This is a genomic window from Nonomuraea sp. NPDC050786, from assembly GCF_040654115.1.
Classification (GTDB): Bacteria; Actinomycetota; Actinomycetes; order Streptosporangiales; family Streptosporangiaceae; genus Nonomuraea.
Window position 1 is genome coordinate 41,372 of record NZ_JBFAHJ010000011.1, and the last position, 15,361, is coordinate 56,732.

Annotated in this window: 14 protein-coding genes; 6 read left to right on the top strand and 8 right to left on the bottom strand. The window is 71.3% G+C overall.

Features of this window, described 5'->3' with window-relative positions:
* The 4 genes from AB0H84_RS21560 to AB0H84_RS21575 all read right to left on the bottom strand — a co-directional run bounded on the left by AB0H84_RS21560 (window position 1) and on the right by AB0H84_RS21575 (window position 3,976).
* Window positions 1-768: a hypothetical protein gene (locus AB0H84_RS21560; protein ID WP_357606691.1), complete on the bottom strand. Its 768-nt coding sequence runs from the start codon at window positions 766-768 to the stop codon at window positions 1-3.
* Window positions 769-1,488: 720 nt separating this feature from the next.
* Window positions 1,489-2,457, bottom strand: a complete 969-nt coding sequence (locus tag AB0H84_RS21565; protein WP_357606694.1) for a zinc-binding dehydrogenase — start codon at window positions 2,455-2,457, stop codon at window positions 1,489-1,491.
* A gap of 74 nt (window positions 2,458-2,531) precedes the next feature.
* Window positions 2,532-2,789 (bottom strand): hypothetical protein, encoded by a 258-nt coding sequence (locus AB0H84_RS21570; RefSeq protein WP_357606697.1) that lies wholly within the window; start codon window positions 2,787-2,789, stop codon window positions 2,532-2,534.
* Window positions 2,786-3,976 (bottom strand): hypothetical protein, encoded by a 1,191-nt coding sequence (locus AB0H84_RS21575; RefSeq protein ID WP_357606700.1) that lies wholly within the window; start codon window positions 3,974-3,976, stop codon window positions 2,786-2,788. Before AB0H84_RS21575 ends, AB0H84_RS21570 begins: the two co-directional genes overlap by 4 nt.
* Window positions 3,977-4,150: 174 nt before the next feature.
* Here AB0H84_RS21575 and AB0H84_RS21580 point away from each other — a divergent pair, with 174 nt between their 5' ends.
* Window positions 4,151-5,347 carry an aminotransferase class I/II-fold pyridoxal phosphate-dependent enzyme gene (locus tag AB0H84_RS21580; RefSeq protein ID WP_357606702.1) on the top strand — a complete coding sequence of 399 codons (1,197 nt, stop codon included), beginning with the start codon at window positions 4,151-4,153 and terminating at the stop codon, window positions 5,345-5,347.
* A gap of 33 nt (window positions 5,348-5,380) precedes the next feature.
* Window positions 5,381-6,169, top strand: a complete 789-nt coding sequence (locus AB0H84_RS21585) for an SDR family oxidoreductase (protein WP_357606705.1) — start codon at window positions 5,381-5,383, stop codon at window positions 6,167-6,169.
* 9 nt (window positions 6,170-6,178) lie between these two features.
* Here the strand turns inward: AB0H84_RS21585 and AB0H84_RS21590 are convergent, their stop codons facing one another.
* The gene (locus AB0H84_RS21590) at window positions 6,179-7,105 is read right to left on the bottom strand and encodes a LysR family transcriptional regulator (RefSeq protein ID WP_357606708.1); all 927 of its coding nucleotides are present in this window, start codon (window positions 7,103-7,105) and stop codon (window positions 6,179-6,181) included.
* Window positions 7,106-7,340: 235 nt separating this feature from the next.
* Here AB0H84_RS21590 and AB0H84_RS21595 point away from each other — a divergent pair, with 235 nt between their 5' ends.
* The 4 genes from AB0H84_RS21595 to AB0H84_RS21610 are packed head-to-tail and all read left to right on the top strand — an operon-like array spanning window position 7,341 to window position 11,012.
* Window positions 7,341-8,228, top strand: a complete 888-nt coding sequence (locus AB0H84_RS21595; protein WP_357606711.1) for an ABC transporter substrate-binding protein — start codon at window positions 7,341-7,343, stop codon at window positions 8,226-8,228.
* The gene (locus AB0H84_RS21600; protein ID WP_357606714.1) at window positions 8,225-9,076 is read left to right on the top strand and encodes an amino acid ABC transporter permease; all 852 of its coding nucleotides are present in this window, start codon (window positions 8,225-8,227) and stop codon (window positions 9,074-9,076) included. The genes AB0H84_RS21595 and AB0H84_RS21600 overlap by 4 nt, the downstream gene beginning before the upstream one ends.
* Window positions 9,073-9,837, top strand: a complete 765-nt coding sequence (locus AB0H84_RS21605) for an amino acid ABC transporter ATP-binding protein (RefSeq protein WP_357606717.1) — start codon at window positions 9,073-9,075, stop codon at window positions 9,835-9,837. The genes AB0H84_RS21600 and AB0H84_RS21605 overlap by 4 nt, the downstream gene beginning before the upstream one ends.
* A 41-nt stretch (window positions 9,838-9,878) precedes the next feature.
* A complete protein-coding gene (locus tag AB0H84_RS21610; protein WP_357606719.1) occupies window positions 9,879-11,012 on the top strand; it encodes an FAD-binding oxidoreductase in 1,134 nt (377 codons plus the stop codon).
* A 9-nt stretch (window positions 11,013-11,021) separates the two neighbouring features.
* Here the strand turns inward: AB0H84_RS21610 and AB0H84_RS21615 are convergent, their stop codons facing one another.
* The 3 genes from AB0H84_RS21615 to AB0H84_RS21625 are packed head-to-tail and all read right to left on the bottom strand — an operon-like array spanning window position 11,022 to window position 15,293.
* Window positions 11,022-13,775 carry an HEXXH motif-containing putative peptide modification protein gene (locus tag AB0H84_RS21615; RefSeq protein ID WP_357606721.1) on the bottom strand — a complete coding sequence of 918 codons (2,754 nt, stop codon included), beginning with the start codon at window positions 13,773-13,775 and terminating at the stop codon, window positions 11,022-11,024.
* Window positions 13,772-14,926: an FxsB family cyclophane-forming radical SAM/SPASM peptide maturase gene (locus AB0H84_RS21620; protein WP_357606724.1), complete on the bottom strand. Its 1,155-nt coding sequence runs from the start codon at window positions 14,924-14,926 to the stop codon at window positions 13,772-13,774. The genes AB0H84_RS21615 and AB0H84_RS21620 overlap by 4 nt, the downstream gene beginning before the upstream one ends.
* On the bottom strand, window positions 14,919-15,293 hold the full coding sequence (locus tag AB0H84_RS21625; protein WP_357606727.1) for a hypothetical protein: 375 nt from the start codon (window positions 15,291-15,293) through the stop codon (window positions 14,919-14,921). The genes AB0H84_RS21620 and AB0H84_RS21625 overlap by 8 nt, the downstream gene beginning before the upstream one ends.
* Window positions 15,294-15,361 lie beyond the last annotated feature (68 nt).

The following is a 15,361-nucleotide window of genomic DNA, read 5'->3' on the forward strand; positions in this document are numbered from 1 at the left end:
CTACCGCACGGCGGGCGCGGGTGCCGGGGAGGGCGGTGTGGTCTCGAGAGACGGCTGCTCAAAGGGGGCCGAAGTGGGCGGTGTGGCCGGCGGCGCTGCGGATGTGGCCGGTGGGCCGTGCAGGGGCGCGGGAGACGTCGTGTCGCTCGGGGCAGTGGTCGCGGTGGCCTGTGGGGTGATCAGGGACGGCGTGGGCGAGTGCGCCGGGGTTCGCGCGCCGGACGGTGCCGGTGCGGCCGGGCGGGGACGCGACTGCTGCCATCCGGGCTCGGTACGCCGCTCCTTGGGCCCGTGCCGTCTGCCGGGCTCGGCCTTCGCGCGGGTCTTGCCGTTCACCTGGTCGGCCACCGTCTCCCCGGCGAGGATCTGGTAGATCAGGATGCCGCCGAAGCTGATCGTGAACACCAGAGCAGCCGCCGCGCCCAGGCGCAGCCACCTCAGCCGCCTGCGCGGCGGATCCGGCGGTGCCCCTGTCTCGAAGCGCTTCCGCCAGCCGGTGGCGGTGTGCTGCTTGACCTTGTTGCCGGTGCGCCGCAGGCAGTGGGCGTAAATGTCGGTGCCGACCGTGGTGGCCACGCTCATCACCGCCGCGCCGATCACCGTACCCGCCACCCCCAGGTAGGAGGCCATGATCGCGGCGGTGAGCGCGGCCAGGGCGCCGCCGGCGATCTGCGCGACGCTCAGCCGCACGCGGCGCCGCTTCCCCCGCCCGCTCCGGGTGATGCTCGTGCTCCCGCTGCCGGTCGGGGTCTTTCGCCTGGCGGTCATGCCTCCGCTGGCCAGCCTTCCTCATGATCGGGCGCGAGCGCGCGCCTGGCGTGTTCGGTGCTCGCGCCCGGGTCGATGACCCAGCGGGTACGGGGATCGAGGCCGGCTCACAACTCGGACCATGGCCATGACGGCCGAGCGGCGGCTCCCGGGCGCTGCTGGGACCAGCCACGATGGCATGCCCGGGCGGGGCCGCCGACCGTGGCGCGCGGCGCCTGCCCTCCTCCTGATCAGGACGTTGCCATCTTTGGGACATCCGTCACCCACCGGAACCCTGGGCACGACACTGCCCAACCATCCGATTGCGGCCGTAGGCGACCGGCGTCGCACGGCGGAACGGCCTGCGTGGCACGGCGGAACGACCGACGTGGCACGGCGACCCTGCCCGCGTCGCACGTCGACCCTGCCCGCGTCGCACGGCGGAACGGCCCGCGTCACAAGGTGGAACGGCTGGTGCCTCGCGGTGGCCTGGCCTGCGTCGCGCGGCGGAAGGCCGGTGTCGCGTCAGCGCTCCTGGCCACGGCGCTCTAGGCTCGCGGCCTGCCCGGCGTTGACGCTTTCCCAGCCGCGGCCCTCCCGGCTCGCGGCCGGCCCGGCGTTGACGCGCGCTCAGCCGTGGGGGCCGTCCCAGGCGCCTCGGGACGGCGTGACGTCAGTGTGCTTGACGCCCTTCGCGGGCGCGGGAAGGCGGGGTGCTGGTAGAGATCGCGGTACCAGGGGTCAGGGGATGAGCAGGGTCTTGCCGAGGGCCGTCCGTGCCTCGATGGCGGCGTGGGCCTCGGCGGCGCGGGCCAGGGGGTACGTCTGGCCGATGACGGGGCTGAGGCGTCCCGCGGCGGCCTCCGCCAGGGCGTCGGCGGCGAGCTCGCGCATGGCCGGCGGCGAGGAGAGCAACCGGCGGCCGGTGATCAGATCGACGCCGCGCCGGAAGAACTCGGCGGAGGGCACGTCGGTGAATGATCCCCCGGCGGCGCCGAACATCAGGAAGCGGCCACCGGGCGAGACCAGGTCGAAGGACGTGCGGCCGATCTCGCCGCCCACCCCGTCGTAGGCGACCTGGACGCCCGCGCCGCCGGTCGCCCGGCGTGCCTCGTCGTCCCACCCGGGCTCGGTGTAGTCCAGGGTGACGTGGGCACCGAGCTTGGCGGCGAGGTCGAGCTTGCGCCGGGAGCTCGCTGTCGCGATCACCTGAGCTCCGGCGCCGAGAGCGAGCTGCACGAGCAGGGTGCCCACGCCGCCCGCGGCCGACTCCACCAGCACCCACTCGCCGGGCCGCGGTTCCGCCGAACGATGGAGTCCCAGTGCGGTACGGCCGTCCGCCAGGAGCGCCACCGCGTCGTTCAGGTCCAGCCCGTCCGGCACGGGGATCAGGCCCGCGGCCTCGGCCACCGCCTTCTCGGCATAGCCGCCGGACCCGCCCAGTGACGTCACCACGCGCCGACCGGCGAGCGCGGGATCAACCTCCGGGCCGACCGCGATCACGGTGCCGCCCACTCCGTTCCCGGGAATGATCGGCGGTACGGGCAGGGGCACCGGCGCGCTGCCGGACCTGACCTGCGTCTCCACGAACGGGATGCCGATCGCGGCCACCTGGATCACCACCTGGCCCGGGCCGGGCTCCGGGTCGGGCGCCTCGCCGGGCACCAGAACCTCCGGACCGCCGAACTCCCTCAACCACACAGCTTTCATGACTCCCCCTTCTCCTTATATCGGAGCGATCCGCTCCGAAATACAAGATGCTTTCCGAGAAGGAGGGGACGACGCTACTCGTCCGCGGGGAGGGAGAGCGTGGAGACGAGGGCGTAGTCGACCTGGACGCGCCGATAGGTGACGTTCTTCTCCACGCGGTCCGGCAGATTGGTTCGGTCGCTGCCGGAGCCTGACTTGCGATCGGGGCCGCCGGTGAAGTCGACCCGCGTTCGTGGCACCTCGCCGAAGCGGAGCTCGTCCGCCTGCACCGTGGCCGTGAGCTCGATGTCCGCCGATTCGGGCGGCACCGGCTTGCCGCTGCCGGCATTCATGACGGCCCGTCCGGTCGCCGCCGAATGATCCGAGACCGCCGGGGCCGCTCCTCAGGTTCGGGCTCCTCTTCGGTGCGGCGCCGGGCGGGCCTGCCCTCGCGTACGGGACGCCTGGCGGGCCTTCTCGCCACCCGCTCCCGGTCGTCGGCGGGCTCGCGCTCACGACCGCCGGCGGCTTCCCTCGCCGTGTCGCCCACGGATCCGGCCGTCTTTCCGACCTCCTGGCCGACGTCCTCCACGGCTTCACCGGCACCCCGGCCAACGCCCTCCACAGCTCCGCCAGCCCCTCGGCCAACACCCTCCACGGCTCCACCGGCCCCCCGGCCGACCCCCTCCACGGCCTCCCCGGCGCCCCGGCCAACGCCCTCCACGGCTCCGCCAGCCCCTCGGCCAACCCCTTCCACGGCTCCGCCGGCACCCCGGCCAACACCCTCCACGGCCTCCCCAGCTCCATGGCCGACGTCCTCCACGGCCTCACCGGCTCCATGGCCGACGTCCTCCACGGCCTCACCGGCTCCATGGCCGACGTCCTCCACGGCCTCACCGGCTCCATGGCCGACGTCCTCGACGGCTCGCCCGGCGCCACGGCCGAGGTCCCGCACCGCGCCCCGGGCGCCCACGCCCACCTGTTCCACGGCTTCCCCGGCCCCGCGGCCGAGGTCGCCGACGGCCCGGCCGGCGCCGCCGCCGACATCCCGAACGGCCGACCCGAGGCCGCGCGTCAGGTTCTCGAGGATCTGCGGGTTCTCGTCGATGGTCTGCAGCACCCTTTCGAGGATCAGGGCGACGTTGTGCAACCGCACCTTGAGCAGCGCCTGCGCCTCGACGCCCTTGATGTCCAGCTCCACCCGCCCGAGCGCCACGTCGGCGCCGACATTGAGCCGGAGCAGGTCGAGGACTTCGGCGCTCAGCGACACCCGTGCCCGGAGGTCGTTCACCTCGAGATGGATCTCCTCGACCTTGACGACGGGAACGTCCAGCAGGACGTCCGGCTCGCCGCTCGGCGCCACCTGGTCGTGCCGCTCCCGCTCGAGCCTGCCGGCCTCCCGGCCGCCATCCTTGCGCTCGAGCCCGCCGGCCCCACGGTCGACGTCCCCGCGCTCGACGTCCCCACGGTCGACGTCCTTCCGCTCGCGCCGGCTCCAGAACTGGTATCGGCGCGGTTGCTTGCCCGCACGGTCGCTCATGAGACCGCCTTCGGTTCGCCGGTCTGAATCCCTCCCTGCAGGATATCGAAATCGCCCGAAACCCCACAAAAGGCGCGTAATAACGACATAATTCCCCGGCATTGCCCATGCTGATCGAGCAGACTTTTTCGCGAGAGCCGTACACGGGGATCCCCACGCAGGAGGCGAGAGCCCATGGTCGACGTGTTCGCGAAATGCCGGCTGCCTGACGCGTACCAGTTCGTCAAGGACCTCGGCGTCTATCCCTATTACCGGGCCGTCGAGGAGCGGCCGGGCGAGGGCGAGGTCGTGATCGACGGGCGGGTGCTCGTACAGGCGGGCTCCAACGACTACCTCGGCCTGTCGGGCGACGAACGCGTGAAGGTGGCGGCGGTCGAGGCGACGCGGCGGCTGGGCACCGGGACCGGCGGCTCACGCCTCAGCAACGGCTCGCTCGCCCTGCACGAGGAGCTCGAAGCGCGGCTGGCCGCCTTCCTGGGCCGGGAGGCGGTCATGGTGACCAGCGCGGGCTACCTGGCCAATCTGGCCCTCGCGGCGCTGATCGGGCCCGGGGACACGGTGATCGGCGACCGGCTGGTCCACGCCTGCCTGATCGATGCCGTACGCGTGGGCGGAGCGCGGTTACGCCGCTACAGGCACAACGACATGGACCATCTGGAACGGCTGCTCGACGCCGGCGATCCCGACGCGGGGCGACTGATCGTCACCGAGGGCATGTTCTCCACCTCCGGAAGCGTGTGCGCGCTGCCGGGCATCGCCAGGCTCGCCCGCGCGTACGGCGCCCGCGTCGTCATGGACAGCGCCCACGACGTCGGCCTGCTCGGCGCGAACGGGCGGGGCGCGGCCGAGGAGCACGGGCTGGAGGGCGCGGTCGATCTGCAGACCATCACCTTCTCCAAGGCACTGGGCACCCTCGGGGGCGCGGTGGCCGGCCGCGCGGAGATCATCGCCTACCTGCGGCACTACGCGCGCTCCATGGTGTTCACCGCCGCGCTGCCCCCGGCGTGCGCCGCGGCCGCGCTGGCCGCCCTGGAGATCATCGCGGCGGAGCCGGAGCGCCGCCACCGCCTGCGGGCGACGGCCGGGCGGTTGAGCGGGGAGCTGGCCGCGATGGGGTACGCGGTCGTCGCCTCCGATCGGCCGGTCATCGCGGTGCCGGTCGGCGACGACCTGCTCTGCTTCCGGCTGTGGCGGGAGCTGTTCGACGAAGGCGTCTTCACCACCGCCATGATCTCGCCCGGTGTCCCGCCCGGCCAGGCGCTCATCCGAGTCAGCATCACCGCCACCCACACCGATGCCCAGGTGGAACGCATCGTCTCGGCGTTCGCCGCCGCCGGAGCCCGCCTGCAGCTCTTCTCACCGGCGAATTGAAACAAGTTCCAGTCACGCCCTAAGCTGGAGGGCATGATCCTGGACCGCTTCCAGATCACCGGAGCCGCCGCGATCGTCACCGGCGCGGGCCGGGGCATCGGCGCCGCCACCGCCGTCGCGCTCGCCGAGGCAGGGGCGGACGTGGCACTCTGCGCCCGCACGGAAGAGCAGCTCCGCGCGGTCGCCGAGCAGGTGGAGAAGGCGGGCCGGCGAGCCCTGGTCGTCCCTGGCGACCTGGCCGTGCCGGGCGCCGCCGAGGCGCTCGCTGAGCGGGCCGCGCAGGCCTTCGGGCGGCTGGACATCGTCGTGAACAACGTGGGCGGCGCGCTGCCCCGCGCGTTCCTCGACACGAAGCGCAAGCATCTCGAGAACGCGTTTCAGTTCAACGTCGGCGTCGCGCACGAGCTGACCAGGGCCGCCGTCCCCCATCTGCTGCAGCGCGGCGGCGCGGTCGTGAACGTCTCCTCCGCCGTGGGCCGCGTGGCGGGGCGCGGCTACCTGGCGTACGGAACCGCCAAGGCGGCGCTCGCGCACTACACCCGGCTGGCCGCCCTCGACCTCGCCCCCGCCGTACGGGTCAACGCGGTGGCCGTCGGCGCGGTCGCCACCTCCGCGCTCGACATCGTCATGAACGACGAGGCCATGCGTACCCAGATGGAGCAGGCCACGCCGCTGCGGCGGATAGGCGAGCCGGAGGACGTGGCGGCCGCGGTGCTCTACCTGGTCTCCCCAGCCGCGCGCTACCTGACCGGCAAGGTGCTGGAGGTGGACGGCGGCATCGACCGGCCCAACCTCGACCTGGGGCTGCCCGACCTGCCGTGAGCCGTCAGCTCATACGGCGACGGGGAGGTCCGTGCGCCGGTGCAGGGACTCGGCGGCGTTGATGAGCATGTTGGTCGCGTGGGCGAGCATGGGGTTGGGGTCGGTGGCGCGGCAGACGGTGAAGACCCGGCGAACCTGCGAGGGGTCGCTGAGCCGGAACACGCACACGTCGCGCGACTCGATCATCGCCAGCTCCGGCACGATCGCCACCCCCAGCCCTTTGCGTACGAGCTCGAAGGGCAGGTTGTAGTCGTTGGTGCGGAAGAGCACGTCGGGGTCGAAGCCGCTGGCCGCGCAGATGTGTGACAGGTTGAGCGAGGCGTCCATGCCCTCGGTGTAGGAGATCCACCGCTCGGCGGACAGCTCGCCGAACTGGATGCGCTTGCGGGCGGCCAGCCGATGGCCGGTCGGCACGAGCACGTATAGCGGCTCCTCCATGATCAACGTCATGGTCAGGTCCTTCGGCCGGCTGTGCGGCACCATGCCGTACTCGAAGACCACGGCCAGGTCGAGCCGCCCCTCGTTCACGGCGGGAATGGTCCTGTGCGGATCGCCCTCCTCGTAGCGGATGTCCACGTTGGGCCGGTCGCGGAGGAACTCGGCCAGAACGGCGGGCACCAGCCGGAACCCGGCGGACCAGAAGCTGCCGAGCCGGAGTCTGCCCCGGTGCGCGGTGGCGAAGGAGCGCATCTCCTCCTCCGCCGCCTCGAGGTCGGCCAGCAGCCTGGAGGCCTTGCGGGCCAGCTCGGCCCCCGCCGCGGTGGGCCGGATGCTGCGCGGCAGGCGCTCGAACAGCTGGACGCCGAGGGTCCGCTCCAGCGAGGAGACCTGCTGCGAGATGGCCGACGGCGTGAACCCGAGCCGCTTGGCCGCGGTCCTCAGCGAACCGGTGGCGACCACTTCACGGATGGCCTGCAACTGCGCCGGGGTAAGCATCGATCCAACTTAACAGTACGGCGATGAGCATCACCAGACCGCACGCCAACCCGAGCTCCCGCGATCGCCTTCCTGGACTCGCCTGGCTGGTGGGATCGAGGAAGAGGATAAGGACGGCTGAACAGGATGTGCACCAATGCGCATGCTCGCTCACCTTGTCGTATCGAAACGGACCCCCAATATTGGTGTTTACGGAACGTAGTAGCACTGAGCCAGAGAGGGGGTGTCCTGCTCGATGCGGTCCACCCAAGCAGCCGCCGCAATCGGCCTGGCGGGACTCCTGTCCCTGACCGCTTGTTCGGGAGGCGGCGCTTCCCAGGCGGCCGCCCCGGCGCAGCAGAAGAGTCAGGAGCTGCACGACCTTCTGCCCGACAAGATCAAGAAGAGTGGCACGCTCAACGTCGCGGCGGGTCACAACTACCCGCCGCTGGTCTTCCTCGACACCGACAACAAGTCGATCATCGGCCTGGAGCCCGAGCTGATGAAGGCCGTCGGCCAGGTGCTCGGCGTCGAGGTGACGTTCAGCCAGGCCAGCTTCGACAGCCTCATCGCCGGCGTGCAGGCACGCCGCTACGACCTGGCCATCCAGGCGATGCTCGACAAGCCCGAACGCCGCGAGAAGGTCACCTTCGTCGACTACTTCAAGACCAGCAGCTCGCTCCTGGTCCAGGAGAAGGACGCGCAGGCGATCAAGTCGCTCGACGACCTCTGCGGGAAGACGGCGGCCGTCGAGCAGGGCACCGCCCAGGCCGACGACGCCCAGCAGCAGAAGAAGAAGTGCACGGACGCGGGCAAGCCGGCGGTCCAGGTGCTGGTCTTCCCCGACACGGTCGGCTGTCTGCAGGCCGTCTCCACCGGCCGGGCCAACGCCTTCATCGGCGGCACGCCCACCATCACGTACCAGGCCGAGCAGTCCGGCGGGCGGATGAAGCAGGTGGGCGAGCCCTACCGCTTCCTGCCGTACGGGATCCTCGTCAACAAGGAGGACCAGAACCTCTCCAAGGCCGTGCAGCAGGCGCTGCAGAAGCTGATGGAGAACGGCTCCTACGCCAAGATCCTCGACAAGTGGAAGATGTCGTCGGGCGCCCTCGACAAGGCCGTGATCAACGGCGGCGAGTCGTGACGACGACCCGGCAGAGCGCGCCCCCGGCCGCGCAGGAGCGGATCCAGGCGGTCCCGCTCCGCCATCCGGGGCGCTGGGCAGGCGCGGCCGTCCTGGGTTTTCTGGCGATCTTCCTGCTGCAGGGGTGGGTGGCCAACCCGCGCATGCAGTGGGAGGTGGTCGGCGAGTACCTCTTCTCCCCCGCGGTCCTGAGCGGGCTCGGCACCACGCTGCTGCTCACGCTGCTCGCCATGGTGGTCGGCATCGCGGGCGGCGCCGTGCTGGCCGTGCTGCGCATGTCGCCCAACCCCCTGCTGTCGGCGCTGAGCGCGTTCTACATCTGGATCTTCCGCGGCACGCCGCTGCTGGTGCAGCTGCTGTTCTGGTACTTCCTCTCCGCGGTGGTGCCGAAGATCGGACTCGGCGTGCCGTGGGGGCCGACGTTCTTCGAGTTCGACACCAACCAGATCATCACGCAGCTCGCGGCGGCGGTGCTGGGCCTCGGCCTGCACGAGGCGGCCTACATGGCCGAGATCGTGCGGGCCGGCATCAGCTCCGTCGACCCCGGCCAGACGGAGGCGGCGCAGGCCCTGGGCCTGACCCGCTTCCAGACCCTGCGCAAGATCATTCTTCCGCAGGCCATGCGCGTCATCATCCCGCCGACCGGCAACCAGGCCGTCTCCATGCTCAAGACCACCTCCCTGGTCTTCGCCATCGCCGTGCCGGAGCTCCTGACCTCGATCCAGGGCATCTACTCCAGGAACTTCCAGCAGGTCCCCCTCCTCACGGTGGCCTGCTTCTGGTACCTCGTGGCCACGACCGTCCTCAACGCCGGGCAGCACTACATCGAACGCAGGTTCAGCCGATGAACACCCTCATCCGCGCGGAAGGCGTGCACAAGCGTTACGGGACGCTCGACGTGCTCAAAGGCATCGACCTGGAGGTCTCCGAGGGAGAGGTGCTGGCCGTGATCGGCCCGTCCGGGTCGGGCAAGTCCACGTTCCTGCGCTGCATCAACCACCTCGAACGCATCGACGCCGGCCGCCTCTACTTCCGCGACCGCCTGATCGGCTACGAGGAGCGCGACGGGAAGGTCTACGAGCTGCCCGACAAGGCGATCGCCGCCCAGCGGGTGGACATCGGGATGGTCTTCCAGCGCTTCAACCTCTTCCCGCACATGACCGCGCTCGAGAACATCATGATGGCGCCGATCATGGTCAAGGGGGAGCCGAAGGACGAGGTGCGCGAGCGCGCCCACGCCCTGCTGGCCAGGGTGGGGCTGGCCGACAAGGCGCACAGCCGCCCCGACCAGCTCTCCGGCGGCCAGCAGCAGCGCGTCGCCATCGCCCGCGCCCTGGCGATGCGGCCCGATCTCATGCTGTTCGACGAGCCGACCTCGGCCCTCGACCCCGAGCTCGTGGGCGAGGTCCTGGACGTCATGCGCGACCTGGTACGCGCGGAGGGCATGACGATGATCATCGTCACCCACGAGATGGGATTCGCCCGCGAGGTGTGCGACACCATCGTCTTCATGGACGACGGGGTCGTCGTGGAGTCCGGGCCGCCCGGCGCCGTGCTCGGCGAGCCCCGGCACGAGCGCACCCGGGCATTCCTCAGCAAGGTTCTCTGACCCCACCAAGGTTCTCTGGCCCCCGAAGGAAAGATATCCACGTGTCCCGCGTCATCGTTCTCGGCGCCGGAGTGCTCGGCGCCTCCGTCGCCTACCACCTGGCCGTCGCAGGGGTTCAGGTCGTCGTCATCGAAGCCGGCGGCCCCGCCGCGGGAACCTCCAGCGCGACGTTCTCCATGGACGTCACCCACCTGAAGACCCCGCGCACCTACTACGAGCTGAACCGCGCCGGCGCCGCCCTGCACGCCACGCTGGCCGAGGAGCTCGGGGGCACGTCGTGGCGGCACCCCATGCCCGCCATCCAGTGGGGTGACAGCGAGGAGAGCCGGCGGGGGCTCAGGGAGCGCGCCGAACGCCTCAGGTCGTGGGGGCATCCCTGCCGCATCGCCGACCCGTCGGAGCTGCGCGAACTCGCCCCCGCCGTCGACCCGGCGGCGTGCACGGCGAGCGAGCTCGTGGTCCACGACCAGAGCGCGTGGTACGACGCCCCGCTCTTCGTCCAGCGCCTGCTCGACCGCGCCGCCACGCTCGGCGCCGACATCAGGTACGGCCTGCGGGCGAACGCGCTGATCCGCCGCGGCGACACCGTCACCGGCGTCGAGACCGGCACGCGGCGCTGGGAGGCCGACTGGGTGGTCAACTGCACCGGCCCGGACGCCGACCGCATCGCGGCGCTCGCCGGCACCGACCTGCCCATGAACCGGATCCCCGGGCTGGTGGGCGAGAGCACCCCCGTCCCCGAGCTCCGGCTCGACGCCATCCTGGCCACCCCCGAGGTGGACCTGCGCCCCGCCCCCGGAAACCGCATCTGCTCCATCTCCTGGCCCGTCGACGCGCTGCTGCCCGCCCAGAGCGACGACGCCCTGGCCGAACGGCTGCACGCCGGCGGGCAGCGCGTCCTTCCCGCGCTGCGCAACGCCCGGCTGGCCGGCGTCCGCCTCGGCGTCCGGCCCGTGCCGGCGGACGGCCTGCCGCTGGCGGGCACCCACCCCGGCGTTCCCGGCCTCTATCACCTTGTCACCCACAGCGGCGTCAACCTCGCGCCCGAGCTCGGCCGCCTCGCGGCTCAGGAGATCGTCAACGGCGAGGGTGCCGATCTCGCCGAATATCGCGTCACCCGGGGCGCCGCGACCTCCGTGCAGGACGAGAGCGTGACCCTCATGACCACCCGCTGACCGCTGCGGTCAGCGGGCCCCGAAGGAGATGACGAACGGGCATTCCGGCCCGTGCCGGTCGTTGCGCGCCTCGTAGGAGTCCAGGTATTCGCCGTTGCGGCGCACATGGATGATGTTGCCGTCGAGCGTGCACCGGTCGCCGGACGCGAGGAGGTCGGCGAGGGGGTCGCTGTGCTCGACCGGATAGAGGGTTTCGGCGCTCTCGTAGTCGATGGTCACCGTGTCCGCCGACCGGGTGAGGGTCTCGCCGGTGAAGCCGTACATCCGCAGCTCCGAGACGCACAGCAGCGGTTTGGCGCTCACCCGCTCGATCTCGTGGGCGTACGCCGGCAGCTCGGCACGGATGACGTCGCGCAGACGCCCGGCGTACTGCCTGGTGGCGGCGCAGGTGTAGGAGCACGGCATGTACGCGATGAGCCCGTGCACGCGGTGCCGGATGAACGGGTTGCACAGCAGGGACGGGTCGCCGTGGGTGTTGCGGAGCGCCGCGTAGTAGGTGTTGTCGTCGTTCCAGTTGTTGCGGGCGCGGAAGAAGTCCTGGCAGCAGCGGGGATAGCCGAGGGCGTCGCCGAACTTGTCGTGGTCCGCCCGGTGCTTGTTGACGAGCTTGCCGTTCACGATCAGCGGGTACCAGCCCACCGCCACCACGCGGTCGAGCGCCGCGCTGTCGCGGGCGAGGAAGACGTGCGCCTCGGTGCCCTCTGTCAGCGCCGGGGCGAAGGCGGCGCGGGTGGTGGTGAGCTGACCCGGCGGGACCTGCGCGAGCTGCGGGGAGAACCGGTCGAAGCAGGCGTCCACGTGATATCGCAGGCCCAGCTCGTCGACCAGGGCGAGGAACGGGTACCAGCCGTCCTCGGGGATCCACGCGTCCATCGCGGGTTTCAGGCCGTGGGCCACCGCGATGAGGGTCGGCAGCTGGGCGCCCGCGAGCGTGGCCGCGACGAAGTTCCAGTAGGGGCTGCCGCGCAGTTCGGCCTCCACCGGCCTGGACACCGGCAGCAGCACCGAACGGGTGCGGGTGGGAGGCTTGGCCGGCAGCGTGAGGATCGGCTCCGCCGACGGCCGGAGGTCCTGGTCGACCGTGGGCGGCTCGGCCTTGGCCATGAGCTGCTCGGTCTGGGTGAGGATGTGCAGGGCCTCGTCGTGCCGGCCCAGATGCCGCAGGGCGAAGGCGTAGCACTGCCAGAAGTACGGGGTGCGCGGGTCCAGCCGGACGCAGGAGGCGTAGTGCTCGGCCGCCGCACGGTAGTCGCCGCGCACGTACGCCACATGCGCGGCCGCCAGGTCCGCGGTCAGTGACGTGCCGGGCGTGACGGACGGCAGCTCGACGTCCGCAGGAAGCGCCCGGGCCGCCTCCAGCAGCGAGTCTCCCGGATACCAGCGCCGGACGACGCCGTCGGGGACCCACTGTTCGGGCAGGCCAAGCGCGCGCAGGACGGCGGCCGCCGCGGGATCCGGCAGGACCGGCGCGGGCTCCTCCAGCATGGGCGAGGGCGGGTTGCGTTGGTCCCAGCGTGCCCGGTGCGCCGCGAGCTCCGCGTCGATGCGCCGGCGTTCGCCGGACGGCGGCAGCGGCAGCCCGTCGTCGCACTCTTCGGCCCACGCGGCGATCTCCGCGACGAACGCCTCGCCGAGCGGCGACAAGGTGGCGTGCTCACGCAGGCCGTCCAGTCCCGCGCGGATCTGGCGGCCGATCCGATAGGCGCGGGCCTCGACCTCCTCGGGCCGCATCCCTCCCGCGTCCGGCAGGTCGAGCAGTCCCCGGTGGAAGTGCAGGGCCATGGCGAAGCTGTACACCGCGTGCAGCAGGCCGCTGAGCGGCCTGGGGTCGTCCCGCCAGGGCGAATAATGCAGCGGCTCGCCGGTGTCCTCGACGATCAGAGGGGTGAGCCTCATGATCGCGTTGAGCTTCTGGTGGCCGTACTCGTGCACGAGCGCCTCGACGATCGAGAGCGGCCTGCCGAGGGAGAGCGCGACCAGGCCGGGCGCCTCGCGGAAGCTGCCGCTGAGGTGCCGCCGCTCGTCCGGGGAGCGGACCGGGACGATCACGCTGACTCCACCGGACAGCTCTTCCGCCAGCGGCTCGGACACCCGGGCGATCAGCTGCAGCTGCTCCTCCAGGGTCGCGCGCCAGTGCTCCGCGGCGGCCGGGTCCAGGTCGGCGAAGGAGAAGTCGGCGCGGCCGCCGAGCCGCAGGTCGTGGTCGAGCCAGTTGAGCTCGATGCCGCCGGACAGCCTGGGCACCCGCAGCAGCGGCGGATCCCCGGCGAACGTCGCCTCCTCGACCGTGAGCCGGACACGGTGGCGGGGCTCTCCCATGGCCAGCGTCAGGCCCGCGCCGGGCAGACTGACCCGGCCGCGGGGGTCGGCGCGGACGGTCGCGTCGAGCCTCCCCGTCCCCGCCAGGTACAGCGCCGCGCAGGCCGGCCGCGCGAACTCCCGGAGGTGGGGAATGAGATGTACGTCGGGGAAGCGTTCGTGGGCACGCCGGCGGAGCAGGTCCCAGGCGACGTCGTTCCAGAACGCGACGCTGGGATGGCCCAGCACCCGCCGCTGGACGGGTGCCGGAGCCTCGGTCAGCGCTCGGAGGCAACCGGAGAACCCGGACGCGGCCAGCACCGGCTCCGGCAGCAGGGCGGCCAGGCGCCGCACTCCGACGAGGGTGTGCAGGTAGCGCGCCGCGAAGACGGCCTGGGTGGTCTCGGTCCACCCGCCGGGCCTGGCGAACGCCGCGATGGTCGATTGGTCGAGCCGTGGAGTCACCGGATGTGCCCTTCGTCGCGCCTGGCCAGGCTCCTCAGATCGGTGCGGACCGTTCGGGTGATGGTGCGGATCAGTTTCGTCAGGTCCGCGCAGTACACCGACGGGTTGGCGAACCCGTTCTCCCGCGAGTAACGCTGGGGGAAGTAGCCGCCGCCGCAGATGCGTACCAGGTCGCAGGCCCGGCAGGTGTCGCTGAGGGTCGCCCACGAGTCCTGCCGCGCCCGGACCTTGGGGGACGTCAGCGCGTCGTCGAAGCTGTGGTCGAACAGGTTCATGCCGAGATCGCAGGCGCCCGGATGGGTCACCTTGAGCGTGTCCACGGCCTGGATCTCGCCGTTGGTCTCCACGACCACGAAGTCGACCGGCTGCAGGCCCCACTCCTCGGAGCTCTGCGTCGCGCCGAGGAAGAGCGCGATGATGTCGCGGAAACGCCGGATCCTGATCGGCTGGGGTTTCTCGGCATACCAGACGTCGAAGATCGGCAGCAGCCAGTCGGCGTACGGCGTGGTCTCGGGGGAGTCCTTGCCCGGCGGCCTGCGGTCGTGGTGGCCGAGCGGCAGCAGGAAGTCGACCGACGACGGGCCGAGCGAACGGAAGTAGGAGTAGGTCTCCAGCGGGTCCGCGGCCAGGTCGACGACCGCGAGGATGCCGCCCCACAGCCGGGGCGCCGTCTGTAACAGCGCGATCGCCCGCTCCACGGCGTCGAACGACGACCGGCCCGCGTGGTCGAGCCGGTGCAGATCCTGGACCGAGCGGGGGCCGTCCATGCTGAGCCCGAACGAGAGCTCCCACTCCTGGCAGAAGGCCAGGACCTCCTCGGTGTACAGGACGCCGTTCGTCTGCCCGTTCCAGCGGATCCGGACGTCGGGCGCGTGCCGGGTGACCGTCTCGAACAGCGTCCGCAGATAGTCCACGCCGAGCAGCAGCGGCTCACCGCCGTGCAGGATGATGTCGGCCTGCGGCAGGCCGTGGGCCAGGGCGTGCTCGTTGATCCGCTGCCCCAGCCGGGCCGCGGTCTCCACCGACATCCGGTGCGGCTGCCGCCGCCAGGACTGGTCGGCGTGGTGGTAGACGTAGCAGTAGTCGCAGTCGAGGTTGCACCGCGACGCCACCTTGCAGATGAACGACTTGAACGGCGCGGCCTCAATCACGTCCGGACCACGCACTGAACGAGCTGAACGAGCTGAACGAGTCGAAGGAACTGAACGAGCTGAAGGAGTCGAACGAGCTGAACGCACTGTGCTGGCTGTGCTGACTGTGGGCGCTGAAGGCGCTGAACGAGCCGAACGCGCTGTGGCGGCTGTGCGAGCTGAACGCGCTGTGCCGGCTGTGCGAGCTGAAGATCTGCCCGAGCGCGCCGGCGGCCAGCTCCTGCGGGTAGAGCTCCATCAGGATCTGGCCGAGCACCGTCCCTTCCAGCTCCTCGACCGAGCTCAGGTCGAACTCGCCCAGCTCCAGATCGATGCCTTCGGGAGAGTTCTCCTCGCGATCAGATGACTCATCAGCTGACTCGGCCATCCGGAACCTCCAGAGCTGGACGTCGTCCCTCTGGGGGACTTCGCCCGATTCGAGGTAGCAGGTCTGCA